This is a genomic window from Pseudomonas sp. BF-R-19, from assembly GCF_019956445.1.
GTDB lineage: Bacteria > Pseudomonadota > Gammaproteobacteria > Pseudomonadales > Pseudomonadaceae > Aquipseudomonas > Aquipseudomonas fluorescens_BH.
Genome location: NZ_JAHBDN010000044.1, coordinates 33,844 through 60,545 on the forward strand (window position 1 = coordinate 33,844; position 26,702 = coordinate 60,545).

At 60.6% G+C, this 26,702-nt stretch carries 19 protein-coding genes; 12 read left to right on the plus strand and 7 right to left on the minus strand.

Annotated features, from left to right (window positions below):
- The first annotated feature begins 114 nt into the window (after nucleotides 1–114).
- Entirely contained in the window at nucleotides 115–1,344 is a 1,230-nt protein-coding gene (locus tag KGB28_RS10465) for an acyl-CoA dehydrogenase (RefSeq protein WP_223444706.1), read from the plus strand.
- 114 nt (nucleotides 1,345–1,458) lie between these two features.
- Here KGB28_RS10465 and KGB28_RS10470 read toward each other — a convergent pair whose 3' ends face one another.
- Nucleotides 1,459–2,799 carry a substrate-binding domain-containing protein gene (locus KGB28_RS10470; RefSeq protein ID WP_223444708.1) on the minus strand — a complete coding sequence of 447 codons (1,341 nt, stop codon included), beginning with the start codon at nucleotides 2,797–2,799 and terminating at the stop codon, nucleotides 1,459–1,461.
- Between the two features lie 188 nt (nucleotides 2,800–2,987).
- A complete protein-coding gene (gene xthA, locus KGB28_RS10475; RefSeq protein WP_223444710.1) occupies nucleotides 2,988–3,800 on the minus strand; it encodes an exodeoxyribonuclease III in 813 nt (270 codons plus the stop codon).
- Between the two features lie 309 nt (nucleotides 3,801–4,109).
- Here xthA and KGB28_RS10480 point away from each other — a divergent pair, with 309 nt between their 5' ends.
- The 3 genes from KGB28_RS10480 (at nucleotide 4,110) to KGB28_RS10490 (ending at nucleotide 10,221) form a co-directional block, all read left to right on the plus strand.
- Entirely contained in the window at nucleotides 4,110–4,760 is a 651-nt protein-coding gene (locus KGB28_RS10480; RefSeq protein ID WP_223444711.1) for a GNAT family N-acetyltransferase, read from the plus strand.
- Between the two features lie 65 nt (nucleotides 4,761–4,825).
- Nucleotides 4,826–6,553: an autotransporter assembly complex protein TamA gene (locus tag KGB28_RS10485; protein WP_223444713.1), complete on the plus strand. Its 1,728-nt coding sequence runs from the start codon at nucleotides 4,826–4,828 to the stop codon at nucleotides 6,551–6,553.
- Nucleotides 6,550–10,221: a translocation/assembly module TamB domain-containing protein gene (locus KGB28_RS10490; protein ID WP_223444715.1), complete on the plus strand. Its 3,672-nt coding sequence runs from the start codon at nucleotides 6,550–6,552 to the stop codon at nucleotides 10,219–10,221. Before KGB28_RS10485 ends, KGB28_RS10490 begins: the two co-directional genes overlap by 4 nt.
- 181 nt (nucleotides 10,222–10,402) lie before the next feature.
- Here KGB28_RS10490 and lpxH read toward each other — a convergent pair whose 3' ends face one another.
- On the minus strand, nucleotides 10,403–11,155 hold the full coding sequence (gene lpxH / locus KGB28_RS10495; RefSeq protein WP_223444726.1) for a UDP-2,3-diacylglucosamine diphosphatase: 753 nt from the start codon (nucleotides 11,153–11,155) through the stop codon (nucleotides 10,403–10,405).
- Nucleotides 11,152–11,655, minus strand: a complete 504-nt coding sequence (locus tag KGB28_RS10500) for a peptidylprolyl isomerase (protein ID WP_008053603.1) — start codon at nucleotides 11,653–11,655, stop codon at nucleotides 11,152–11,154. The genes lpxH and KGB28_RS10500 overlap by 4 nt, the downstream gene beginning before the upstream one ends.
- A 266-nt stretch (nucleotides 11,656–11,921) precedes the next feature.
- Here KGB28_RS10500 and KGB28_RS10505 point away from each other — a divergent pair, with 266 nt between their 5' ends.
- Together KGB28_RS10505 and cysS are read left to right on the plus strand one after the other, a co-directional pair.
- Nucleotides 11,922–13,619, plus strand: a complete 1,698-nt coding sequence (locus KGB28_RS10505; RefSeq protein ID WP_223444728.1) for a glutamine--tRNA ligase/YqeY domain fusion protein — start codon at nucleotides 11,922–11,924, stop codon at nucleotides 13,617–13,619.
- A gap of 20 nt (nucleotides 13,620–13,639) precedes the next feature.
- Nucleotides 13,640–15,022 (plus strand): cysteine--tRNA ligase, encoded by a 1,383-nt coding sequence (gene cysS / locus KGB28_RS10510; RefSeq protein ID WP_223444729.1) that lies wholly within the window; start codon nucleotides 13,640–13,642, stop codon nucleotides 15,020–15,022.
- Nucleotides 15,023–15,240: 218 nt separating this feature from the next.
- Here cysS and KGB28_RS10515 read toward each other — a convergent pair whose 3' ends face one another.
- Nucleotides 15,241–17,073, minus strand: a complete 1,833-nt coding sequence (locus KGB28_RS10515) for a sigma-54-dependent Fis family transcriptional regulator (protein ID WP_223444731.1) — start codon at nucleotides 17,071–17,073, stop codon at nucleotides 15,241–15,243.
- 403 nt (nucleotides 17,074–17,476) lie between these two features.
- Between KGB28_RS10515 and KGB28_RS10520 the strand changes: the two genes are divergently transcribed.
- The 6 genes from KGB28_RS10520 to KGB28_RS10545 are packed head-to-tail and all read left to right on the plus strand — an operon-like array spanning nucleotide 17,477 to nucleotide 23,431.
- On the plus strand, nucleotides 17,477–18,571 hold the full coding sequence (locus KGB28_RS10520; RefSeq protein ID WP_223444733.1) for an ABC transporter ATP-binding protein: 1,095 nt from the start codon (nucleotides 17,477–17,479) through the stop codon (nucleotides 18,569–18,571).
- Nucleotides 18,571–19,686 (plus strand): ABC transporter ATP-binding protein, encoded by a 1,116-nt coding sequence (locus tag KGB28_RS10525; RefSeq protein WP_223444734.1) that lies wholly within the window; start codon nucleotides 18,571–18,573, stop codon nucleotides 19,684–19,686. Before KGB28_RS10520 ends, KGB28_RS10525 begins: the two co-directional genes overlap by 1 nt.
- Nucleotides 19,683–20,549 carry a carbohydrate ABC transporter permease gene (locus KGB28_RS10530; protein ID WP_150725924.1) on the plus strand — a complete coding sequence of 289 codons (867 nt, stop codon included), beginning with the start codon at nucleotides 19,683–19,685 and terminating at the stop codon, nucleotides 20,547–20,549. The genes KGB28_RS10525 and KGB28_RS10530 overlap by 4 nt, the downstream gene beginning before the upstream one ends.
- 8 nt (nucleotides 20,550–20,557) lie before the next feature.
- A complete protein-coding gene (locus tag KGB28_RS10535; protein ID WP_046037828.1) occupies nucleotides 20,558–21,358 on the plus strand; it encodes a carbohydrate ABC transporter permease in 801 nt (266 codons plus the stop codon).
- Between the two features lie 10 nt (nucleotides 21,359–21,368).
- Entirely contained in the window at nucleotides 21,369–21,641 is a 273-nt protein-coding gene (locus KGB28_RS10540; protein WP_095943787.1) for a DUF2160 domain-containing protein, read from the plus strand.
- A gap of 47 nt (nucleotides 21,642–21,688) precedes the next feature.
- Nucleotides 21,689–23,431 (plus strand): ABC transporter substrate-binding protein, encoded by a 1,743-nt coding sequence (locus tag KGB28_RS10545; protein ID WP_223444736.1) that lies wholly within the window; start codon nucleotides 21,689–21,691, stop codon nucleotides 23,429–23,431.
- Nucleotides 23,432–23,698: 267 nt separating this feature from the next.
- On the opposite strand, the gene nuoN is transcribed toward KGB28_RS10545, so the two are convergent.
- Nucleotides 23,699–25,162 carry an NADH-quinone oxidoreductase subunit NuoN gene (gene nuoN / locus KGB28_RS10550; RefSeq protein WP_223444742.1) on the minus strand — a complete coding sequence of 488 codons (1,464 nt, stop codon included), beginning with the start codon at nucleotides 25,160–25,162 and terminating at the stop codon, nucleotides 23,699–23,701.
- A 7-nt stretch (nucleotides 25,163–25,169) separates the two neighbouring features.
- Entirely contained in the window at nucleotides 25,170–26,702 is a 1,533-nt protein-coding gene (gene nuoM / locus KGB28_RS10555) for an NADH-quinone oxidoreductase subunit M (protein WP_150725929.1), read from the minus strand.

Genomic DNA, 26,702 nt, shown 5'->3' on the forward strand with positions numbered 1-26,702 from the left:
ATATATCGGTGATGAATGTTTATACACGCCGAGAATAGGCTAGGTAAATTATCAATGCTGTTCTAGCATCGATTGCATGACCTAAACAACCTCCCCCAAGAAGGTATCTCGCTCATGGATTTCGCTTATTCGCCCAAGGTTCAGGAACTGCGTGAGCGCGTAACAGCGTTCATGGACACCTACGTTTATCCCGCCGAAGCCGTGTTCGAGCGCCAGGTCGCCGTGGGCGATCGCTGGCAGCCGACCGCGATCATGGAAGAACTCAAACTCAAGGCCAAGGCCGAGGGTCTGTGGAATTTGTTTCTGCCTGAGTCCGAGCTCGGCGCCGGGCTGACCAACCTCGAATACGCGCCGCTGGCGGAAATCATGGGCCGCTCGCTGCTGGGACCAGAGCCGTTCAACTGCTCGGCACCCGACACCGGCAACATGGAAGTGCTGGTGCGTTACGCCAATGAAGAGCAGAAACAGCGCTGGCTCGAACCCTTGCTGCGCGGCGAGATCCGCTCGGCCTTCGCCATGACCGAACCGGATGTCGCATCCTCCGACGCCACCAACATGGCCGCCCGTGCAGTACGTGATGGCGACGAGTGGGTGATCAACGGCAAGAAGTGGTGGACGTCGGGTGCTTGCGACCCGCGCTGCAAGATCCTGATTTTCATGGGCCTGAGCAATCCGGATGCGCCGCGTCATGCCCAGCACTCGATGATTCTGGTGCCGGTGGATGCGCCTGGCGTGAAGATCGTGCGTCCGCTACCGGTGTTCGGTTACGACGATGCACCTCATGGGCACGCCGAAGTGCATTTCGAAAACGTGCGAGTGCCGTACGAAAACGTCCTGCTGGGCGAAGGACGCGGCTTCGAAATTGCACAAGGTCGCCTTGGCCCTGGCCGGATTCACCACTGCATGCGTTCGATCGGCATGGCCGAGCGCGCACTGGAACTGATGTGCAAACGCTCGGTGAACCGCACGGCGTTCGGTAAGCCTCTGGCACGCCTGGGCGGCAACATCGACAAGATCGCCGACTCGCGGATGGAAATCGACATGGCACGCCTGCTGACGTTGAAAGCGGCGTACATGATGGACACCGTCGGCAACAAAGTGGCGAAAAGCGAGATCGCGCAGATCAAGGTCGTCGCGCCGAACGTTGCGCTGCGGGTGATCGACCGGGCGATCCAGATCCATGGCGGGGCAGGGGTTTCCAACGATTTCCCGCTGGCCTACATGTACGCGATGCAGCGCACCCTGCGCCTGGCCGACGGCCCGGACGAAGTGCACCGTGCGGCGATCGGCAAGTTCGAAATCGGCAAGTATGTGCCGAAGGAGATGATGCGTAGCGGGCAGTAAGACCGCGGCGCCTGCCATTCGCGAGCAAGCCCGCTCCCACAGGGTTATCACTGGACCTGTGGGAGCGGGCTTGCTCGCGAAGGCGTCATTCCATTCAATGCACCAACATCAGGTTCAATACACCCAAACCTCAACCCGCCGATTCTTGATCCTTCCCTCATCGGCGCTATTGGCTGCCACCGGCATTTCGGCGCCGAATCCGCGAATCTCGCGAAACACCACGCCGCTCTTCACCAACTCCCGCCGTACCGCCATGGCCCGCAGCTTCGACAACAGATCGGCGCGTGCCGGGTCGCTCTTGGCATCGCCAAACCCCACCAACGTGACCTGACCATCGGTCTTGCCGTGCTGCTTTATATAGTCGAGCACTCGCATCAGGTCTTGCCGCGCCTTGTTGTCCAGGCTGGCACTGCCTTCCTCGAAGCGAAAATTCACCGACAGCCGTTGAGCATGTCGACTCAGCGCCTGATAACCCTCAGGCATCAACGCATTGGGGGTAACGGCCATGGCCTGGACGGTTTGGGCAACAAAGCCGTTCGCTGCGACTATGGCCTGGCCGTTGCTGCTTTGGGCAAAGGCCACCAGAGCGTTAGCCCAGGGATTTTTCCCGTTGGGTGGCAGGTAGAAGAACAACCGACGGGACAGCGGATAATCTTCCGTGGCAATCAGGCTGTTGAGCGGCAGCATGGCTTGTGATTGACCGTCGACAATGGCCACGGCCTTGGCCTGGCGCACGTAGGGCAAGCCGATAAAACCGATGCCTTGCGGGTCTGCGCTGACCGCATCAGAGAGTTGTTCGCTGGACTCGAAGCGTTTCGCCGCGCTGCCGAGGGTTTTCCCTCGGCCGCTGAGGACCAGTTCCTTGAAGGTGTCGTAGGTCCCGGACTGATCATCCCGCGCATATAGATGAATCGGCCCGCCGCGACCGCCGATGTCTTCCCAGGATTTCACCTCACCACTGAAAATACGCGCCAGTTGCAGGGTGTCGAGCTGGATCAGCGGATTGTCCGGGTGAAGGATGATCGCCAGGCCGTCGATGGCAATGACCTGTTCGGCGCTCGGGCTTTTCAGGTCACCGAGCGATTGCAGGCTGGCCAGTTCGCTGTCCTTGATCGGGCGTGACGAGGCGGCAAGATCGGCGCTGCCTGCTTTGAGTGCAGTGAAACCGGTGCTGGAACCATGGGCCGCCACCTCCACCACAACCCGATGGCCCTCAGCGGTTTCGCCGACGATGCGCAGTTCGTTGGCGGTGTCCCGGGTTTCGCGGTGGATCCTGCGCAGGCCCTGTTCACTCAGCAGACCCTCGACCAGCGCCGGTCCCAATGCCGCGCCGATGGTGTTGGAGCCCTGAATCCGCAGCACCGGGCCGTGTTCGGGTGTCGGCAAGTCGCCGGCCGAGGCCGCCTGCGGCCAGCCCGTGCACAGCATCAACAGGAACAACACGCGCAGCATCATGCCGGCACCTTATATAGCCAAAGGAGGTGCCGGGAGATTAAGTCAGTAAGGTTTCCGAAAAATGACACTTTCTGATGTGGGAGCGGGCTTGCTCGCGAAAGCGGTGTATCAGTCAGCACAAATAGTGACTGACACTCCGCTTTCGCGAGCAAGCCCGCTCCCACAGGGGGGGGTGCAGCCTTCAGGGATCAGCTCAACTCAAGCCAGATCGGCGCATGGTCCGAAGGTTTTTCCATGCCACGCAGTTCATAGTCCACACCGGCGGCCTTCACCCGTGGCAGCAAGCCGTGGGAGGCGAGGATCAGGTCGATGCGCAGGCCACGCTTGGGTTCGTCTTCGAAGCCACGGCTGCGGTAGTCGAACCAGCTGAAGGTGTCGGTCACGTCCGGGTTCAGGTGGCGGAAACTGTCGACCAGGCCCCAGTTCTTCAAGCGGGCCATCCACTCGCGCTCTTCCGGCAGGAAGCTGCATTTGCCGGTTTTCAGCCAGCGCTTCATGTTGTCCGGGCCGATGCCGATGTCGCAGTCTTCCGGGGAAATGTTCACATCGCCCATCACCACCAGCGGCTGGTCGTTCTTGAACTGGCTTTCCAGCAATTGCTGCAAGTCGCCATAAAAACGTTCCTTGGCCGGGAACTTGGTCGGGTGGTCACGGCTTTCGCCCTGTGGGAAATAACCGTTCATGATGGTCACCGGCACGCCGTTGGCGTCGGCGAAGGTGCCCCAGATGAAGCGCCGCTGGGCGTCTTCTTCGTCGGTGGCGAAACCCTTGTGCAGGGCCAGCGGCTCCTGGCGCGAGAGCAGGGCGACGCCGTAATGGCCTTTTTGCCCGTGGAAGTACACGTGGTAGCCCAGTGCTCTGACTTCATCGAGGGGAAACTGGTCGTCGTGGACCTTGGTTTCCTGCAAGCCGATCACATCGGGTTGGTGCTTTTCGATCAGCGCCGCCAGCTGATGGGGACGGGCGCGCAGCCCGTTGATGTTGAAGGAGACGATCTTCATGGTCGGCAGTCCTGGCAAAAGGGCGATGCTAGCTGACATGTGGGAATCGGGCCAGTGTGGGGTGAGGGGATTCGGTTTTGCCAGTCAGTTGTGCATGGGCAGTGATGGCCCTTTCGCGAGCAAGCCCGCTCCCACAAAAGCAAGGCCGGCTCATCACCTGTGGGAGCAGGCTTGCTCCGGGCGGCGTTCCGACGAAGGCGATTTCATTGCCTACACTCATTGCGGATCTGTAAGGAACTGTGTCAGCACCGATCAGCTCGTAACAACAAGAGCGCAGCCACCCGAGCTGTGCCGGGGAGATCAACCGTCATGCCCGAAACCTCGACCGCCATCGCCGATATTCACATGCTCGACAGCGGCTACGCCCGCGAAGCGCGTTCGCTGCTGTACCAGGCTTATCGACACGAGCCGACCTTCGGCTATTTGTTCGAAGCCGAGCGCCCCGGCTACGAACAGCGGGTTCGCGCCACCGTGCGCGAACTGGTGACCCAGCATTTTCTCCAGGACCTGCCGGCCATCGGCCTGTTGGTCAACGACCGCCTGATCGGCATCGCCCTGATCGCACCGCCGCAACGTCGCCTCGGCGTCACCGAAAGTTGGGCCTGGCGCCTGCGCATGGTGCTCAGCACAGGATTTCGCTGCACCCGTCGCTACCTCGAATATCACGCTGCCGTGGAGGCCTGCGTGCCGAATGACTCGGTGCATGTCTTGCCATTGCTGGGGGTTCATCCGCAGTTCCAGGGCAAACATTTCGGTGAGCAACTGTTGCAAGCTGTGCACAACTGGTGCGCGGTGGATGAAAACTCACAGGGCGTGATCCTCGATACCGGGAACCCTCGCTATCTGGAGTTCTATAAGCGCCAGGGCTATGAGGAAATCGGTGAAGTTGCCGTAGGACCGATTCGCGAGCACGTGTTTTTTCACCCCAATCCCCAGGTGTTACAAACAGCAACGGCTTGAACGGCGAACTTTCCGGGCATGTCAGGCTCTATCACGCTCTCAAGCTCGTGATAGCATCCGCGCCTATGAAGTTTCCAGGAAGAATTACCAGCGGCGTACTGATGCTGATAACCAGCTGTGCGGCGCTGGCACAAAGTGAATTGGATGTACGGATCAAACCGTCCAATGATGAGCTGAAGGCCAATATCGAAGGCTATATCGGCAGCCTTGGCGATCGCGATGAAGAAGCGTTGCTGCGCTTCAGCCGTGGCGCCGAAGAACAGGCGCGCAAGGCCGCCCAGGCCTTGGGCTATTACCAGCCGCACATCGACAGCGAGGTGAAGGGCGGCGAAAAGCCGCGCCTGGTGCTTACGGTGGACCCCGGCGAGCCGGTGCATCTGCGCAACGTCACGGTGCGTGTCGACGGTCCGGCAGCCTCCCTCAAGTCTTTTCGAATCCCCAAGAGCGACGCGCTCAAGCCCGGCGCCGTGCTCAATCATGGGCATTACGAGGACGCCAAGCGCCTGATCCAGAATCAGGCTTCGCGTTATGGCTTTTTCAGCGGCCGGTTCACCCGTTCAAAATTGTCGGTCGACCCGCGTGCCGGCGTTGCCGATATCGAACTGATCTATGAAAGCGGTCCGCGCTATACCTTGGGCAAGGTCAGTTTCGAAGGCGATACACCGTTCGACGACGAGCTGCTGCAACGCATGGTGCCGTTCAAGACCGGCACGCCGTATGACTCGGAGCTGATCGCCGAACTCAATCAGAACCTGCAATCGAGCGGCTACTTCGAAGGCGTGCGCGTGGACGCGGCGCCCGCGGCGTCCAAGGACGATGCGATCCCGGTGGACGTCAAGCTCGAAACCCGCAAGCCCCGGACCATGGGCCTGGGCCTTGGCTTTTCCACCGACGTCGGTCCACGGGCCAAGGCCAACTGGACCCGGCACTGGGTCAACGCGCAAGGGCACAGTTATGGCTGGGAAACCGAAGTCTCGGCACCTCGGCAAAACGTCGGGCTGTTCTACGACATTCCGCTGGACCCGCCACTGACCGACAAACTGCGTTTTGCCGGTGGCTACCAGAATGAAGAAATCGCCGATAAGGAAAGCCACAGCAAGCTGCTGACCCTCGGCCCCGAGTGGCACAGCAAACTGCCCAGCGGCTGGCAGCGGGTGGTGTCGCTGAAGTGGCAGCGCGAGGACTACCAACTGGGCGACGACTCGGGACTGAGTACCTTGCTGATGCCAGGTGTGAGCTATTCGTACCTCAAAAGCGACAACCGCATCGACCCGCACAACGGCTATCGCCTGCAATTCGAATCCAAAGTGGCCAAGGAAGGTTTGGGTTCCGACAGCAACCTGCTCTACGGCACGGCATTGGTCAAAGGCCTGACCACGGTGTTCGATAAACACCGCCTCCTCGGGCGGGTACAGGTCGGCGGCAGTGCCACCAACGGCTTCAAATCGGTACCGCCATCGCTGCGCTTCTTCGCCGGTGGTGACCAGAGCGTGCGCGGTTACGACTATCAGAGCCTGTCCCCGGAAAACTCCGACGGCGACCGCATCGGTGGTCGCTACATGGTCGCCGCCAGTGCGGAGTATCAGTATTCCGTCGCCGAAAAATGGCGGGTCGCGACCTTTGTCGATCAGGGCAACTCCTTCAATACACTCGAACTGCCGAACCTCAAGACCGGGGTCGGTATCGGCGTGCGCTGGGTATCGCCGGTGGGGCCGATCCGCCTCGACCTGGCCCACGCGCTGGACGACGATGGCGGTATTCGATTGCACTTTTCCATGGGGCCTGAGCTGTGAAGCGTGGTTTGAAAGTAACGCTGCTGGCGATGGCGGCGCTGTTGATGTTGGTCGTCCTGACGCTGGCCATGGTGTTGGGCACGGCGACGGGCAGCCGCTGGGCATTGGGTTTCGTGCCGGGCTTGACCCTGGAAAACTTCCAGGGCCGGCTGGGCGGGCAGTGGAGTGCCGATCGGGTGCTGTGGCAGCAGGACAGCAACCGGGTTGAACTGAGCAAAGTGATTTTTGCCTGGTCGCCGTTGTGCCTGACGCGCATGACCCTGTGCATCGAGCAATTGCGGGCCGATCAGGTCAGCCTGACGTTCCCGCCGGGTGCCGAAGAGCCAGACAGCGGCCCGATCACGCTCCCGGAGCTCAAGTTGCCGTTGGCCATCGAACTGGGGGAGATCAAGGTCGGCAGCCTGTTGTTCAACGGCAGCGAGGAACTCAAGGGTTTGCAACTGGCGGCGCACTGGACGACGGCCGGTTTGCAGATCGACGCGGTGTCGTTGCAGCGCGATGACCTGAGCCTGAACCTGTCCGGCCTGCTGCAACCCTCCGGCAACTGGCCCCTTAGCGCCTCCGGCAAGCTGACCCTGTTGTCGACGCCTGAGCCCCTGGCGCTGGCGCTGAAGGTCGACGGTGACCTGCTCAAGACCCTGAACCTGAAAGCCGATAGCAGCGGTTACCTCAACGGGCAACTGACCGGCGAACTGCAACCGCTGGTGGAAAACCTGCCGGCCAAGGTGCGGATCACCGCCGATGGCTTCAAGCCCAGTGCCGATCTGCCGGACACCCTGCAACTCAATCAGCTTGAACTCACCGGCGCTGGCGACTTGAAGAACGGCTACGCGCTGCTCGGCAAAGCCACGCTGCCCGCCGAGCAAGGGCCAGTCGCACTGGCGCTGCAAGGCAAGGTCGACGCCAAGGGCGCACAGATCGCCGCGCTGGACCTGACCGCCAACGACAAGCAAAGCCTCAAGCTCACCGGGCTTGTGGATTGGAGCAAGGGCCTGAGCGCCGAAGCGAAGATCGACTGGCTGGACTTTCCGTGGCACAGGCTCTATCCGCTCATCGACGAACCGCAAGTAGCGCTTCGCACGTTCACTGGCGAAGTCTCTTACACCGACGGCAAGTACCTCGGGCATTTCGCCGCCGCGGCGGATGGTCCGGCCGGCGCCTTCACCCTGGCCAGCCCTTTCGCCGGCGACCTGACGAAAATCTACCTGCAACAGATTCAACTCCAGGCCGGGCAGGGCAAGGCTGAAGGGCACCTGAACCTGCAATTCGCCGACGGCATTGCCTGGGACACCTCGCTGGACCTGTCGGCGATCAACCCGGCGTACTGGGTCGCAGAGCTGCCGGGCACACTGGCCGGGCCGCTGCGCAGCACCGGCGAAATGAAGAATGACACGCTCAGCCTCAATGCCGACCTGGACCTCAAGGGCAAACTGCGCGGGCAACCGGCGGTGATCCAGGCCAAGGCCGATGGCCGTGGCGAGCAATGGAACCTCAACGCCCTGCAAGTTCGCCTCGGCGATAACAGCATCAGCGGCAAAGGCAGCCTGCAACAGAAACTCGCCGGCCAGATCGATCTCAAGCTGCCGCGCCTGGCCCAACTCTGGCCGCAACTGCGCGGCCAGCTCAATGGCCGCGTGGATGTCGCCGGCACACTCAAGGCGCCCCAAGGCAAGCTTGACTTGCAAGGCTCGCAACTGGCTTTCCAGGACCATCGCCTGCAAAGCCTGAACCTGGACGCCACGCTGGACAGTGCGCAACGGGCGAAAATCGGCCTCAAGGGCAGCGGCATCCGGGCAGGCGACACTTCACTGGGAACGCTGACCGCCAGCGGCCAGGGCGACATCAAGACCCAGAAGCTGAGCCTCGATCTGCAAGGGCCGAAGCTGAAACTGGCGCTGGGGCTGGACGGTGCGCTGGACAAAGGCAATTGGCGCGGACGCCTGGCCAGTGGTGATATCCAGGCCGGTGGCCAGGACTGGAAGCTGCAAGGGCCGGCGAAACTCGAACGCCTGGCGGACGGCAAAATCAACTTTGGCGCCCATTGCTGGGCATCCGGCCAGGCCAGCCTGTGCGGTGAAGACTCGCGTCTGATGCCCGAGCCGAAGTTGCGTTATCACCTCAAGCAATTCCCGATCGACAGCCTCGCGCAGTGGTTGCCGAAGGATTTCGCCTGGCAGGGCCGACTCAACGCCGACCTGCAACTGGACCTGCCGGCCAGTGGCCCGAACGGCCAGGTCAGCGTCGATGCTGGCGGCGGAACGTTGCGCATCAAGGACAAGGATCAGTGGCTGGATTTCCCGTACCAGACCCTGAAACTCACCAGCAAACTCACGCCCAAGCGCATCGACACCGAGCTCAATTTTGTCGGCGGCAAACTCGGCGAGCTGATGGTGCAGGCGCAGCTCAATCCGTTGCCGAAGAACAAACCCGTGAGCGGCTCGTTCCGCTTGAGCGGGCTGGACCTGTCGGTGGCGCGACCGTTCGTGCCGATGGTCGAGAAGCTGACCGGGCGCTTGAACGGCAGCGGCACGATTTCCGGTGGGCTGCTGGCGCCGCAGGTCAATGGCAGCCTGCAACTCAGCGACGGTCAGATCTCCGGGCCTGAACTGCCGATGGAGCTGAAAAACCTGCACGTTCAAGCGCTCATCGCCGGTGAAAGTGTAGAGCTGAAAGGCGGCTGGAACAGCGGCAAGGCCGGGCAGGGCAGCCTGAGCGGCAACATCGCCTGGGGGCAGGCGCTGGTGGTGGATCTGGCGCTCAAGGGCTCGCAATTGCCGGTCACCGTCGAGCCTTACGCCAAGCTTGAAGTCGCACCGGACCTGAAAATCTCGATGAAAGGCGACGAGTTGGCCATCGCCGGTAAAGTGCTGGTGCCCAGGGGCGAGATCACCATTCGCGAGTTGCCGCCATCGACGGTCAAGGTCTCCGATGACACGGTGATCATCGGTCAGCAAACCGAGGAGGGCAAACCGCCGCTGGCAATGAAGATGGACATAGAAGTGCTGGTCGGCGAGGACAAGCTGAGCTTTGCAGGATTTGGCCTGACGGCGAATGTGCAGGGGCATGTGCACATCGGCGACAACATGGACACCCGCGGCGAGCTGTGGCTCAACGACGGGCGCTATCGCGCCTACGGCCAGCGGCTTTCGGTGCGTCGGGCGCGCTTGCTGTTTGCCGGGCCCATCGATCAGCCGTACCTGGACATCGAGGCCATTCGCAAGACCGACGACATCATCGCCGGCATTCGTTTGAGTGGCAGCGCCGAGCAGCCGACTACGCAGATCTTCTCCGAGCCGGCCATGAGCCAGGAGCAGGCCCTGTCCTATCTGGTGCTCGGGCGTCCGCTGAGCAGCAATGGCGAAGACAACAACATGCTCGCCCAGGCGGCCCTCGGGTTGGGTTTGATGGGCAGCTCCGGGGTGACCAGCGGCATCGCCAAGAACCTGGGCATCCAGGACTTCCAGCTCGACACCCAGGGCAGTGGCGACGCCACCAGTGTGGTGGCCAGCGGCAATATTTCCGAGAAGCTCAGCCTGCGCTATGGCGTCGGCGTGTTCGAACCGGCCAACACCATTGCCTTGCGCTACAAGCTGAGCAAAAAGGTCTACCTCGAAGCCGCTGGCGGTGTGGCCAGTTCGCTGGACATCTTCTACAAGCGGGATTTCTAGACCCGCATTTCCTACAAAAGACCGAGTCGCCCCATTCGCGAGCAAGCCCGCTCCCACAGGTTCAGCGTGATCCCTGTGGGAGCGGGCTTGCTCGCGAAAGCGGTGGATCAGTCAATACAGATGTCGACTGACACACTGTCTTCGCAAGCAAGCTCGCTCCCACAGGGTTATCTGTTTGGCTTTAGTTGGCGGGTGCGGCGAGTTGCGGTGGCGGAGTGAAATCGAACGGCGCCAGCGCAAACCCTTGCTCATCCACCTGCAACGCCCACCCTTGACGATCCCAATCCCCCAGCACAATACGCCTGGCCGCTTGCTCGCCAAGCTGCAACTTGTGAATCGCGGGACGGTGGGTGTGCCCGTGGATCAAGGTATTCACGCCGTATTCCTGCATGATCCGCGGAATCTCTTCAGGCGTGACATCGACGATGTCGTTGGCCTTCATCCGCGTTTGCGCACGGCTTTCACTGCGCAGCTTGCGCGCCAGCTTGTGCCGGGTGCGCAGCGGCAGATGCCGCAGGATGAACAGGGTGATCGGGTTGCGCAGGTAGCGACGCAGCTTCATATAGGCTTCGTCGCGGGTGCAGAGGCTGTCGCCGTGCATCAGCAGCACCGGCTCGCCGTTGAGTTGCACGACACTCGGATCCCTCAACAAGGTGCAGCCGGCTGCTTTGCAGAAGGCCTTGCCCAGCATGAAGTCACGATTGCCGTGCATCAGGAAAATGGCCGTGCCGCTGTCGCTGAGGTCGCGCAGGGCCTGGCAGATGGAGCGCTGGAAGGGCGTCATGGCATCGTCGCCAATCCACACCTCGAAGAAGTCGCCCAGAATGTACAACGCACTCGCCGAACGGGCGCGTCCGGCGAGCAAATCCAGAAACGCCCGGGTAATGTCCGGGCGCTCCTCTTCCAGATGTAAATCTGAAATCAGCAATATCACTCAATGATCTCGGCTTTCTCGATGATCACGTCGTCTGCTGGTACGTCCTGGTGGCCGGACTTGGAAGTGGTGGCCACGCCTTTGATCTTGTCGACAACGTCGGTGCCAGCGGTCACTTTACCGAATACTGCGTAACCCCAGCCCTGAACGTTCTTGCCGCTGTGGTTCAGGAAGCTGTTGTCAGCCACGTTGATGAAGAACTGCGCGGAAGCCGAATGCGGTTCCATGGTGCGGGCCATGGCGACGGTGTACTTGTCGTTGGAAAGACCGTTGTCAGCTTCGTTCTGGATGCTTGGGCGTTTGTCTTTCTTTTCTTTCATGCCTGGCTCGAAACCGCCGCCCTGGATCATGAAGTTACCGATGACACGGTGGAAAACGGTGTTTTCGTAGTGACCGGCTTTAACGTACTCGACGAAGTTGGCCACGGTGATCGGGGCTTTGTCGGCGTTCAGTTCGAGGACGATGTCGCCGAAGTTGGTAGTCAGTTTGACTTGGGTCATGATCGGTACTCTTTAGAGTTGAAGCATACTTAAGGAATTCGTGGTGTTGGAACATAGCGTTCCGCCACCGGTTCAGCCTTTTTGGCCAAGGTGCGCAGTTTAGCGTGCCAGACGCGAATTTCGAGGCTGTTTTTTCATTTACGGCCTATTAAATGCGACGGTTTACAGAGTGCGCTCTGTCAGGTACTTGACGGCATCGGCTATGATAGCGGCTTTGTTTTGTCCGGCCTTCATTACGGCCACGCACTTGTACGTTCAAGGATCCTATGAGCAAGCCCACTGTCGACCCTACCTCGAATGCCAAGACCGGCCCTGCCGTGCCGGTCAACTTCCTGCGGCCGATCATCCAGGCAGACCTGGACTCGGGCAAGCACACGCAGATCGTCACCCGTTTCCCGCCTGAACCCAACGGCTACCTGCACATCGGCCACGCCAAGTCGATCTGCGTGAACTTCGGCCTGGCGCAGGAGTTCGGCGGCGTCACGCACCTGCGTTTCGACGACACCAACCCGGCCAAGGAAGACCAGGAATACATCGACGCGATCGAAAGCGACGTCAAATGGCTGGGCTTCGAATGGTCCGGCGAAGTGCGCTACGCCTCGCAGTATTTCGACCAGTTGCATGACTGGGCGGTGGAGTTGATCAAATCCGGCAATGCCTACGTCGACGACCTGACCCCGGAGCAAGCCAAGGAATACCGTGGCAGCCTGACCGAGCCGGGCAAGAACAGCCCGTTCCGCGACCGCAGCGTCGAAGAGAACCTGGACCTGTTCACCCGCATGAAAGCCGGCGAGTTCAAGGACGGCGCACGGGTGCTGCGGGCCAAGATCGACATGGCCTCGCCGAACATGAACCTGCGTGACCCGATCATGTATCGCATCCGTCACGCTCACCACCACCAGACCGGTGACAAGTGGTGCATCTACCCGAACTACGACTTCACCCACGGTCAGTCGGACGCCATCGAAGGCATCACCCATTCGATCTGCACCCTGGAGTTCGAAAGCCACCGTCCGCTGTACGAGTGGTTCCTCGAGCACTTGCCAGTGCCGGCCAACCCGCGCCAGTACGAGTTCAGCCGCCTGAACCTGAACTACACCATCACCAGTAAGCGCAAGCTCAAGCAGTTGGTCGATGAGAAGCACGTCAACGGTTGGGACGACCCGCGCATGTCCACGCTGTCGGGCTTCCGCCGCCGTGGCTACACGCCGAAATCGATCCGCAACTTCTGCGAAATGATCGGCACCAACCGTTCCGACGGCGTGGTCGACTTCGGCATGCTCGAATTCAGCATCCGTGACGACCTCGACCACAGCGCCCCGCGCGCCATGTGCGTACTGCGTCCGCTGAAAGTCGTGATCACCAACTACCCGGAAGGCCAGGTCGAGAACCTCGAACTGCCGTGCCACCCGAAAGAAGACATGGGCGTGCGCGCACTGCCGTTCGCCCGGGAAATCTATATCGACCGTGAAGACTTCATGGAAGAGCCGCCAAAGGGCTACAAGCGCCTGGAGCCGGCCGGTGAAGTGCGTCTGCGCGGCAGCTACGTGATCCGTGCCGACGAAGCGATCAAGGACGCCGATGGCAACATCGTCGAACTGCGCTGCTCGTACGATCCGGACACCCTGGGCAAGAACCCGGAAGGTCGCAAGGTCAAAGGCGTGGTCCACTGGGTACCGGCTGCGGCCAGCGTCGAGTGCGAAGTGCGTCTGTACGATCGTCTGTTCCGCTCTGCGAACCCGGAGAAGGCCGAAGACAGCGCGAGTTTCCTGGACAACATCAACCCTGATTCGCTGCAGGTACTCACCGGTTGTCGTGCTGAGCCTTCGCTGGGCAATGCACAGCCGGAAGACCGTTTCCAGTTCGAGCGCGAAGGCTACTTCGTCGCCGATCTCAAGGATTCGAAACCAGGTCAGCCGGTATTCAACCGTACCGTGACCCTGCGTGATTCGTGGGGCCAGTGATTTAGCGTCAAGGAATTAAAGTGCTTACGATCTACAACACGCTCACCAAGAGCAAAGAAGTCTTCAAGCCGCTCGATGGCAACAAGGTGCGCATGTACGTGTGCGGCATGACCGTGTACGACTACTGCCACCTGGGCCACGGCCGCAGCATGGTCGCGTTCGACCTGGTGACCCGCTGGCTGCGCTTCAGCGGTTACGACCTGACCTACGTGCGTAACATCACCGACATCGACGACAAGATCATCAACCGGGCCAACGAGAACGGTGAGTCGTTCGAAGCGTTGACCGAGCGCATGATCGCGGCGATGCACGAAGATGAAGCGCGCCTGAACATCAAGAAGCCGGACATGGAGCCGCGTGCCACCGATCACATCCCGGGCATGCACGCGATGATCCAGACCCTGATCGACAAGGGTTACGCCTACGCCCCGGGCAATGGCGACGTGTACTACCGCGTCGGCAAGTTCATGGGCTACGGCAAGCTGTCGCGCAAGAAGATCGAAGACCTGCGCATCGGCGCCCGCATCGAAGTCGACGAGTCCAAGCAGGACCCGCTGGACTTCGTATTGTGGAAAGCCGCCAAGCCGGGCGAGCCGAGCTGGGAATCGCCGTGGGGCGCCGGGCGTCCGGGCTGGCACATCGAATGCTCGGTGATGTCCACCTGCTGCCTGGGCGAGACCTTCGACATTCATGGCGGCGGCAGCGATCTGGAGTTCCCGCACCATGAAAACGAAATCGCCCAGAGCGAAGCGGCCACCGGCAAGACCTACGCCAACGCGTGGATGCATTGCGGCATGATCCGTATCAATGGCGAGAAGATGTCCAAGTCCTTGAACAACTTCTTCACCATCCGCGACGTGCTCGACAAGTACCACCCGGAAGTCGTGCGTTACCTGCTGGTATCGAGCCACTACCGCAGCGCCATCAACTACTCGGAAGACAACCTCAAGGACGCCAAGGGCGCCCTGGAGCGTTTCTACCACGCGTTGAAAGGCCTGCCGACTGTCGCGCCTGCCGGTGGCGAAGCCTTCGTCGAGCGTTTCACCCAGGTGATGAACGACGACTTCGGCACGCCGGAAGCCTGCGCGGTGCTGTTCGAGATGGTCCGCGAGATCAACCGCCTGCGCGAGAGCGATCTCAATGCAGCGGCTGGTCTGGCAGCCCGTTTGAAAGAACTGGCCAGCGTGCTGGGTGTGTTGCAGCTTGAGGCTGATGACTTCCTGCAAGCCGGCGCCGAAGGGCGTGTCGATGCAGCCGAAATCGAGGCGCTGATCGCAGCGCGCCTGGCAGCTCGGGCCGGTAAAGACTGGGCCGAATCCGACCGCATCCGCGACCAGCTCACCGCCATGGGCGTGGTGCTGGAAGACGGCAAGGGCGGCACGACCTGGCGTCTGGCTGACTGATAGTTTTACTTGTTACAGACAAAACCCGCCTTGTGCGGGTTTTTGTTTATGGGGTTGGACTCCAGGCTTGTGTTGACAGGACTGACGCCATCGCGAGCAAGCTCGCTCCCACATTGGATTTTCGTAATGCTTGAATTTTGTGTGCGACGCAGATCCCTTGTGGGAGCGAGCTTGCTCGCGATGGTCTCAAGCCAAACACTGCCAGTGCGGCTAACCTGTCATTCAGTCTGGCGCAACCGCTTGTAAAGGGTATTTCGACTAACCCCCAACCGCCTCGCCAGATACGAAATATTCCCCCCCGCCGCCTGCAACTGCCGGTTCAAATCCTCGGCATCATTCAGATCCACGGCCAACGGTTCCGGCGTATCGACCGGCTCCATTTCCAGGTCGACAAAAAAATCATCCGGCAAATGCTCCGGCTTTATCGGTTGTTCTTCGGCCATCGCCAGCGCTACCTGCATCACACTGCCGACCTGGCGCAGATTCCCCGGCCACGGGTGGCGGTCGAACAGTTCCAGTACCTCGCGGCTCAGTCCGGCCCATTGGCTGGGTTCGCGGTGCTGCTCCCACAATCGTTTGAACAGCGCCTCTTTATCGCTGCGTTCTCTTAACGGCGGCAACTCCAGGGTCAGGCCGCCGATGCGGTAATACAGGTCTTCTCGAAACCGCCCCAGTTGTACTTGTTCGCGCAACGAGCGATTGGTCGCGGAAATGATGCGCAAGTCCACAGGGAACAGCTCGCTGCTGCCCACCGGTTGCACGCAACGCTCCTGCAACACCCGCAACAGGCGCGCCTGGGTCGGCAGCGGCATGTCACCGATTTCATCGAGGAACAGTGTGCCTTTGTCAGCCTTGCGGATCAGCCCGATGCTGCCTTTCTGGTTGGCGCCGGTGAATGCGCCTTTCTCATAACCGAATAACTCGGACTCCACCAGTTCGGCGGGAATCGCAGCACAGTTGACGGCAATGAACGCTTGTTTGCAGCGGGAGCTGGCCTGGTGCAGGGCTTTGACGAACACTTCTTTGCCGACCCCGGTTTCACCGTGAATCAGCAATGGAATGTCTTTTTCCAGCAAGCGCTCGGCCTGACGCACGGCTTTTTCCACGCGGCTGTCGCCGAAATGCAGGGAGTTGAGGCTGATGGCCGCCGGTGCAGTTACAACCGGCTCGGTGAATACTCGGGGTTGAATCGATGCCTGTTTCGGCCGCTTCAACAGGCACTGAAAGCGGTTGCGCCCCGAGGTTTGCAGGGCGAAGGGCAGGCCGTCGGGCTGGTTCAGCAACTCCAGTAGCGAGACCTTGAACAGGCTTTCGACACTGACCCGCGACAGGCTGATGCCCAGCAGATTGTCGGCCCGGCGATTGGCCGACAGCACCTGGCCGGTCTCATCGAAGATCAGTAACCCGGCCCATTGGCTGTCGAGGTTGTTCAGGCCGGTGTTGAACGTCAGCTGGAAATGCTGGCCATGGAACAGGTTGAGGATCAGCCGGTTTTCCACGGTCTGGCTCATCATCTTGACCATGCCCAGGGTGTGGGAGGGCGGCAGGTAGCTGTCGCTGGACACGTCCAGCACCGCGATCACCTTGCGCTCGGCATCGAAAATCGGCGCGGCGGAACCGGTCATGAAGCGGTTGGCCTTGAGATAGTGTTCGTCGTGCTCGATGTGCACGGCTTGTTCGCAGGCCAGGGCGGTGCCAATGGCGTTGGTGCCGGTGCAGCGCTCCATCCAACTGGCGCCGGCGCTGAAACCCCGGGCCAGTTTGGGTTCGATAAAGCGCTGGGTGCCCCAGGACGTGAGCACCTGGCCCTGGTGGTCGGCGAGCATGATCAGGCAATTGGAATTGCTCAGGATGTTCTCGTAGTAGGGCAGTACTTCCTGATGGGTGGTTTGCACCAGTGAATGCTGGCTCTCCAGCAGTTGCGCGATGCCCGCGGCCGGCAATTGGTCGAATGCCGGTGTGCTCTGATGACTGAGGCCGAACGCGCGGCAGCGGGACCAGGAGTCCTGGATGATGGCGTCGTGGGACAACGGCGATGCGGGTGCGGCCATGGCAGTCAGTCTCTGAATCAGCATTTTTATTGTTGTTATGGGTAGCTCGGCAACACACCGAACTCCATGTGGGAGCGGGCTTGCTCGCGAAGGCGGTGTGTCAGTCACATCATCACTGAATGACACACCGCCTTCGCGAGCAAGCCCGCTCCCACAGGTTTTGCATTTATTTCAAGTTCTGGGAGAGGCAAAAAGCATCCGTAGAGTGTTGTTCACTATTGTTCACTGTCAATGGGTGAACTGTTCAATTGTTCATTTCCGATTGTTCATTTGTGTTCAGCAACGAACGCGGTTTTGCCGTCTTGATCGGGAATTTCAAGCTGAATCAACAGCTTGAATTTTGTGGCACGGATGTCGCTATGTAGCTCCGGTCGCTTGACTCCAATAATAAAAAGGCCGAGCCATGTCACTCACCCTGGAGCACGTCAGCCGCACCGTCGAGGGCCAGACCTGGATCGACGATGCCAACCTGAGTTTTGAACCCGGATCGTTCAACGTTTTGCTGGGGCGCACCTTGTCCGGCAAAACCAGCCTGATGCGCCTGATGGCCGGTCTGGACAAGCCCGACAGCGGCCGCATCCTGATGAACGGCGTCGACGTCACCCAGCGCCCCGTGCGCTTGCGCAATGTGTCGATGGTCTATCAGCAGTTCATCAACTACCCGACCATGACGGTGTTCGATAACATCGCCTCGCCGCTGCGTCAGGCCGGTGTATCCAGCGAAGTGATCCAGAGCAAGGTGCTGGAAACCGCGAAGATGCTGCGCATCGAGAAGTTTCTCAAGCGCTATCCGCTGGAGCTTTCCGGCGGTCAGCAACAACGCACGGCCATGGCCCGGGCGCTGGTCAAGGATGCCGAACTGATCCTGTTCGACGAGCCGCTGGTCAACCTCGACTACAAGTTGCGCGAAGAGCTGCGTCAGGAAATGCGCGAACTGTTCAAGGCGCGCCACACCATCGCGATCTACGCCACCACCGAGCCCAACGAAGCCTTGGCCCTGGGCGGGACCACCACCATTCTTCATGAAGGCCGGGTGATCCAGAGCGGCCAGTCCGCCTTGGTCTATCACCAGCCGCAAACGGTGCTGGCGGCGGAGCTGTTCTCCGAGCCGCCGATCAACCTGATGCCGGGACGCATTGCCGGCAACGAGGTGAGTTTCGCCAACTTCGTGCACTTCCCGCTGAACGTCGATCTGCGTCCGGTGGGCGAGGGCGAGTTCCGCTTCGGCGTGCGGCCCAGCCATATCTCGCTGGTGCCGAGCAACGACGATGACCTCGAATTGGCGGTGACCGTCGAAGTCGCGGAAATCAGCGGCTCGGAAACCTTCCTGCACGTGCGCAACGAGCACTTCCTGCTGGTGCTGCACTTGCCGGGCGTCCACGAATACGACGTCGATGCGCCGATCCGCATCTACATCCCGACCCATAAACTGTTTGTGTTCGATACGCAGGGGCGGCTGGTCCAGGCGCCGGGCCGGCGTGTCACGAGGGTTGCCTGATGGCCGAAATCCGTTTGCAGAACCTCGCCCACAGCTACACCAAGACCCCGGCGGGACCGGAGGACTACGCGATCCGCGAGATGGACCACATCTGGGAGCAGGGCGGCGCCTATGCCTTGCTCGGTCCATCGGGCTGCGGCAAATCGACCTTGCTCAATATCATTTCCGGACTGCTCAGCCCGTCCCAGGGCCACGTGCTGTTCGACGGTAAAGCGGTCAACAACCTGACCCCGGAAAAGCGCAACATCGCCCAGGTTTTCCAGTTCCCGGTGGTCTACGACACCATGACGGTGTTCGATAACCTGGCCTTCCCGCTGCGCAATCAGGGCATGGCCGAGGCCCGGGTTCATAGCAAGGTGCAGGAAATCGCCGAAGTCCTCGACCTGCAGAACCTGCTGAGCAAAAAGGCGCGCAACCTCACCGCCGACGAAAAACAGAAAGTCTCCATGGGCCGCGGGCTGGTGCGCGACGACGTGTCGGCGATCCTCTTCGACGAGCCGCTGACGGTGATCGACCCGCACCTGAAGTGGAAACTGCGGCGCAAGCTCAAGCAGATCCACGAGCAGTTCAACATCACCATGGTCTACGTCACCCACGATCAGCTGGAGGCCTCGACCTTCGCCGACAAGATTGCGGTGATGTACGGCGGGCAGATCGTGCAGTTCGGCACGCCAAGGGAATTGTTCGAGCGCCCGAGCCACACCTTTGTCGGCTACTTCATTGGCAGCCCCGGAATGAACCTGATCGAGGTGCAACCGCAACCGGGCGGTGTCGGTTTCGCCTCGACGCACCTGCCGCTGTCCGAGGCCATGCAGCAGCGTATTGCTGAATCCGAGTGGAAAACCCTGAAGGTCGGCATTCGTCCGGAGTTCGTCCATGTGTGGGACGAAGCCTTTGATGACGCGCTGCGGGCAAAGGTCGTACACGTCGAAGACCTGGGTACCTACAAGATCATGAGCCTCGAGCTCGATGGCGCGCCCCTGAAAGTGCGCCTGGCCGAAGACAAGCCGGTGCCGCAGGGCACGGCCTACATCAGTTTTCCGGCGCAGTGGCTGATGGTCTACGCCGATGAATTCCTGCTCGAAGCCAATGCCAACCAAGAGGCGCAGCCATGAACAAGGTGCAGAACAACAAGGCCTGGTGGCTGGTGCTGCCGGTGTTCCTGCTGGTGGCGTTCAGTGCGGTGATCCCGATGATGACCGTGGTCAACTATTCGGTGCAGGACATCTTCGACCAGTCCAGCCGCTACTTCGTCGGCGCCGACTGGTACAGGCAGGTGCTGCTCGATCCGCGCCTGCACGACTCGTTGCTGCGTCAGTTCATCTACTCGGCCTGCGTGCTGCTGATCGAGATCCCCCTGGGGATTGCCATCGCCCTGACCATGCCGACCAAGGGTCGCTGGTCGTCGGTGGTGCTGATCATCCTGGCGATTCCGTTGCTGATCCCGTGGAACGTGGTCGGCACCATCTGGCAGATCTTCGGTCGGGCCGACATCGGTCTGCTGGGGGCGAGCCTCAAGGCCATGGGCATCAGCTACAACTATGCGGCGAACACCATGGACGCCTGGGTCACCGTGCTGGTGATGGACGTCTGGCACTGGACCTCGCTGGTGGCGCTGTTGTGCTTCTCCGGGTTGCGAGCGATTCCGGATGTGTACTACCAGGCGGCGCGGATCGACCGGGCCTCGGCCTGGGCGGTGTTCCGGCATATCCAGTTGCCCAAGCTCAAGAGTGTGCTGCTGATCGCGGTGATGCTGCGCTTCATGGACAGTTTCATGATCTACACCGAGCCGTTCGTGCTCACGGGCGGCGGGCCGGGCAATTCCACGACCTTCTTGAGCCAGACCCTGACGCAAATGGCGATCGGGCAGTTCGACCTGGGGCCGGCCGCAGCATTCTCGCTGGTGTACTTCCTGATCATCCTGTTGGTGTCCTGGCTGTTCTACACCGCCATGACTCACTCCGACGCCAACCGCTGAGGCCCGCCATGAGCAAGAGAAAGCTTGTTCCACTGCTGCTCTACATCCTGTTCCTGCTGGTGCCGATCTACTGGCTGCTGAACATGTCGTTCAAGAGCAACAGCGAAATCCTCGGCGGTCTGACGTTGTTTCCCCAGGATTTCACCTTCCACAACTACAAGGTGATCTTCACCGACCCGAGCTGGTACACCGGTTACCTCAACTCGCTGTACTACGTCAGCCTGAACACGGTGATTTCCCTGAGCGTGGCGCTGCCGGCGGCCTATGCGTTTTCGCGCTACCGCTTCCTCGGCGACAAGCACCTGTTCTTCTGGCTGCTGACCAACCGCATGGCGCCGCCGGCGGTGTTCCTGTTGCCGTTCTTCCAGCTGTATTCCTCGATCGGCTTGTTCGACACCCATATCGCCGTGGCCCTGGCCCATTGCCTGTTCAACGTGCCGCTGGCGGTGTGGATTCTCGAAGGCTTCATGTCCGGCGTGCCCAAGGAAATCGACGAAACCGCCTACATCGATGGCTACAGCTTTCCCAAGTTCTTCGTGAAGATTTTCATCCCGCTGATCGGCTCCGGCATCGGCGTGACGGCGTTCTTCTGCTTCATGTTTTCCTGGGTCGAACTGTTGCTGGCGCGAACCCTCACCTCGGTCAACGCCAAACCGATCGCAGCGGTGATGACCCGCACTGTCTCGGCATCCGGCATTGACTGGGGCGTGCTGGCGGCGGCGGGGGTGTTGACCATCCTGCCGGGCATGCTGGTGATCTGGTTTGTTCGCAACCACGTGGCCAAGGGCTTTGCCCTGGGCCGGGTATGAGGAACTGATGATGGAATGGATGAGTTGGACCGTCCCGACGGCGGCATTCTTCAGCGTGATTGCCCTGATCCTGGTGGTCATGACCACTTGGGAATTGCGTTCGCCGAGCATCCTTCGGCGTGGTTTTCTGCCGATTGCCACCACCCGTGGCGATCGCTTGTTCATCGGTCTTCTCGGCAGCGCCTACCTGCACTTGCTGGTAATCGGCGTCACCGACTGGAGCATCTGGGTCGCCTTCGCGATGTCCCTGGTGTGGCTGTTGGCTGTGATGCGTTGGGGCTAGTCGAATCGCTCGGCAATGTTGCTCCGAAACTCAATAAGGAGGTCTCTATGTTCGACAAAAACAATAAGCTGCGACATAGCATTTCATTGGCAGCCATGCTGGCACTCAGCGGTTTGAGCGCGTCTGCCTGGGCCGATGCCTATGAAGACGCCGCGAAGAAATGGATCGGCAGTGAATTCAAGCCGTCCACCCTGACGGCCGATCAACAACTCGAAGAGCTGAAGTGGTTCATCAAGGCGGCCGAGCCGTTTCGCGGGATGAGCATCAAAGTGGTCTCGGAAACCATCGCCACCCACGAGTATGAGTCCAAGGTGCTGGCCAAGGCCTTCACCGAGATCACCGGGATCAAGCTGACCCACGACCTGCTGCAGGAAGGTGACGTGGTGGAAAAGCTGCAGACCCAGATGCAATCGGACAAAAACATCTATGACGGCTGGGTCAACGACTCGGACCTGATCGGTACGCACTTCCGCTACGGCAAGACCGAATCGATCACTGACCTGATGGCCAACGAAGGCAAGAACTTCACTTCGCCAACCCTCGACATCAAGGACTTCATCGGCATCTCCTTCACCACCGCGCCGGACGGCAAGATCTATCAGTTGCCCGACCAGCAGTTCGCCAACCTGTACTGGTTCCGTGCCGACTGGTTCGAGCGTGCGGACCTCAAAGCCAAGTTCAAGGAAAAGTACGGCTATGAGTTGGGCGTACCGGTGAACTGGTCGGCCTATGAAGACATCGCCAAATTCTTCAGCGAAGACGTCAAGGAAATCGACGGCAAACGCGTCTACGGGCACATGGACTACGGCAAGAAAGACCCGTCGCTGGGTTGGCGTTTCACCGACGCCTGGTTCTCCATGGCCGGCGCTGGCGATAAAGGCATACCCAACGGCTTGCCGGTGGACGAGTGGGGTATCCGCGTCGAGGATTGTCATCCAGTCGGCTCCAGCGTGACCCGCGGTGGCGACACCAACGGCCCGGCAGCAGTGTATGCGACCACCAAATACGTTGACTGGATGAAAAAATACGCGCCACCGGAAGCGGCGGGTATGACTTTCTCCGAATCAGGTCCCGTGCCATCCCAGGGCAACATCGCCCAGCAGATCTTCTGGTACACCGCGTTCACTGCCGACATGACCAAACCGGGCCTGCCGGTGATGAATGCCGACGGCACGCCGAAATGGCGCATGGCGCCTTCGCCGAAAGGTCCGTATTGGGAGGAGGGCATGAAGCTCGGTTATCAGGACGCTGGTTCCTGGACGTTCATGAAGTCCACACCTGAGAAACAGAAACTCGCGGCCTGGCTCTACGCGCAGTTCGTGACCTCGAAAACCGTGTCGCTGAAGAAAACTATCGTCGGCCTGACGCCGATCCGCGAATCGGACATCAACTCGCAAGCCATGACCGACCTGGCGCCGAAACTCGGTGGCCTGGTGGAGTTCTACCGTAGCCCGGCCCGCGTGCAATGGACCCCGACCGGGACCAACGTGCCGGATTATCCTCGCCTCGCGCAGTTGTGGTGGAGCCACATCGCCGAAGCCGCCAGCGGCGAGAAAACCCCGCAACAGGCACTCGACGGCCTGGCCAAGGATCAGGACGCAATCATGACCCGTCTGGAACGCTCCAAGGCACAAGCCACCTGCGCCCCGAAAATGAACCCCGAGCGCGACGCGCAATACTGGTTCGACCAGACGGGCGCACCGAAGCCGAAACTGGCGAACGAGAAGCCGAAAGGCGAGACCGTGAGCTACAGCGAACTGCTGAAATCGTGGGAGGCGGCGCGTAAGTAAAGTGATTGGACTGTAAAAGGCGAACGGCACCGGAAGGTGCCGTTTTTTGTTGGTGTCTGTTCCGCCGCTATCGCGAGCAAGCTCGCTCCCACAGTAACCGAGTGTGACCACAAATTTTGTGCACGATGCATAACCTGTGGGAGCGGGCTTGCTCGCGAAGAGGCCATTCCTGACAGCCGATGACTTGTGGCAGCACACAAATGCCCAAACGCAAAAACGGCACCCGAAGGTGCCGTTTCTGTTTGTTACCGAGAGTCGCCTAAGCGATCAACCCGCCAACCCCGACTGTTGAACCAGGTTCAGCAACGGTTGTGGGTACAGGCCGAGGAAGAACGCCAGTACCGCGATGGCCAGCAGCATCACGCCGCCTGCACGTTGTTCCCAATGCAGCTGTGCGTCGACGCGACGCAGGTTCGGTTCGATCAGGAACAGGGTGACCATCACGCGAAGGTAGTAGAAGACGCCGATGGCGCTGCCCAGTACCAGCGAGCCGACCAGCCACCACTGATGGGACTCGACACCGGTGGCAATGATGTAGAACTTGCCGATGAAGCCCGCGGTCAGCGGGATACCGGCCAGGGACAGCATCATCACGGTCAGTACGGCGGTCAGGTACGGACGGCGCCAGAACAGGCCGCGGTATTCGTACAGGGCATCTGCGTCACGGCCTTTGTATGGCGAGGACATCAGGGTGATCACGCCGAAGGCACCGAGGCTGGTGATCACGTAGGTGACCAGGTACACGCCGATGGCTTCCACGGCCAGACCCTTGCTCGCTACCAGGGCGATCAGCAGGTAGCCGAAGTGAGCGATGGACGAGTAACCCAGCAGACGCTTGAGGTTGCTCTGGGTCAGGGCCAGCAGGTTACCGAACAGGATCGACGCGATGGCGATGATGGTCAGCACGTTGTTCAGCACGCCGCTGCTCGCCACTGGCGAGATCTGGAACAGACGCACCATCACCGCGAACACCGCAACTTTGGAGGCGGTAGCGAGGAACGCTGCCACCGGCGCCGGAGCACCTTCGTAAACGTCTGGAGTCCAGAGGTGGAACGGCACCAGCGACAGCTTGAACGCCAGGCCGATCAGCATCATGCCCAGGCCCAGTTGAGCCAGCGAGCTTGGCATGCCGGTGGCCGCGAGGGCCTGACCGATGCCGACGAAGCTCAGGGAGCCGGAGTCAGCGTAGAGCAGGGCCATACCGAACAACAGGAACGCGGAACCGGCCGCGGACAGCACCATGTACTTGATACCGGCTTCCAGCGAGCGCTTGTTGAAGAAGGCATAAGCCACCAGACCGTAGACCGGTACCGAGAGCAGTTCCAGACCGACGAACAACCCGGCCAGGTGCTGCGCGCTGACCAACACCAGGCCACCGGCAGCGGCCATCAGGATCAGCAGGTAAAGTTCTTCACGGTTGCCCGGGTAACCCGTGCCGCCATCGCCGAGGTAGGCGTGGGCGAGGGTCACACAGGCGAGGGTGGCGACCAGGATCAGCGCCATGTACAGACAGGCGAAGCTGTCGATCTGCAACAACGGCGTCACGGCCAGGGGCGCGACTTTCAAGGCAGGCAGGATCGACAGCAATGCCAGGTTCAGACCCGCCACCGACAGCAGGAAGGTCTGGGAGTGGTTGCGGCGCCAGGCGATCGCCAGCATCACCACGATGATCGTGGCGCTGGTGATCAACAACGGCGCTAGCGCGATAAAGTGTTGAGTCGTGAATTCCATAGCGCTCTTACCGGGCCGAAGCGAGTTGAGTGAAGGCGGTGCCGATCCACTGCTGCACGCCATGCATCGTAGCGGCAGAGGTGTCGAGGAACGGTTGCGGGTAAACACCGATGTAGATCACCAACGCCGCAAGACCGGCTACCATGATCAGTTCGCGACCGTCCATGCCATGCAGCACCGCGTCCGATTTGGACGGGCCGAAGAAGGCACGGTGGATCATGATCAGTGAGTAGACCGAACCGAACACCAGGCCGGACGTCGCGATCACGGTGACCCATGGGGCACTGGCAAAGGTGCCGATCAGGATCAGGAACTCTCCGACGAAGTTACCGGTCGCCGGCAAGCCCAGCGACGCGGCGGCGAAGAACAGGCTGAGGGCTGGCAGGTAGGCGATCTTCGACCACAGGCCACCCATTTCACGCATGTCGCGGGTGTGGGTGCGTTCGTACAACTGGCCGCTCAAGATAAAGAGTGCCGCGGCCGACAGGCCGTGCGCCAGCATCTGCATCACCGCGCCCTGCAGCGCCAGTTGGCTGCCGGAGTAGATGCCGATCAGAACGAAGCCCATGTGGGAAACGGACGAGAAGGCAATCAGACGCTTGATGTCAGTTTGCGCGAAGGCCAGGAACGCACCGTAGAAGATCCCGATCAGACCCAGAGTCATGGCGATCGGCGCAAACTCGGCCGACGCATTCGGGAACAGCGGCAGGGCGAAACGCAGCAGACCGTACGCAGCAGTCTTCAGCAAGATACCGGCGAGGTCGACGGAACCTGCGGTCGGCGCCTGGGCGTGAGCGTCAGGCAGCCAGGAGTGGAACGGTACGACCGGCAACTTGACCGCGAAGGCGATGAAGAAACCGAGCATCAGGATGTACTCGGTGGTCAGCGACATCTTGGTTTTCAACAGATCGGCGTAGTTGAAGGTAATCACGCCGGTGTCGTTGAAGTTGACCAGTACCAGGCCCAGGATCGCCACCAGCATGATCAGGCCGGAAGCCTGAGTGAAGATGAAGAACTTGGTCGCCGCGTAGATCCGGGTTTTCTTGCCGTCCGAAGAACTGTGACCCCAGAGCGCGATGAGGAAGTACATCGGCACCAGCATCATTTCCCAGAAGAAGAAGAACATGAACAGGTCGAGGGCGAGGAACACGCCGACGACACCGCCCAGGATCCACATCAGGTTCAGGTGGAAGAAGCCCACGTGACGCTGGATCTCTTTCCACGAGCAGAGTACCGAGAGGACACCCAGCAGGCCGGTCAGCAGGATCATCAACAGCGACAGGCCGTCGAGGGCCAGGTGCACATTGATGCCGAAACGCTGGATCCAGACGTGTTTGAACTCAATCACCCAGGTCGGATCGGCGCCTGGCGCCGGGGCAAATGAATAGTCACCGTTGGCCCACAGCCAGAGGCCGAGGGAGAGCAGCAGGGACATGGTGATCAGCGCAATCCAGCGCGGGAGGGTGGCGCCGAAGCGCTCACCCATCCAGCACAGCAGGCCGCCGATGAAGGGGATCAGGATTAGCCAGGGCAGAATCAT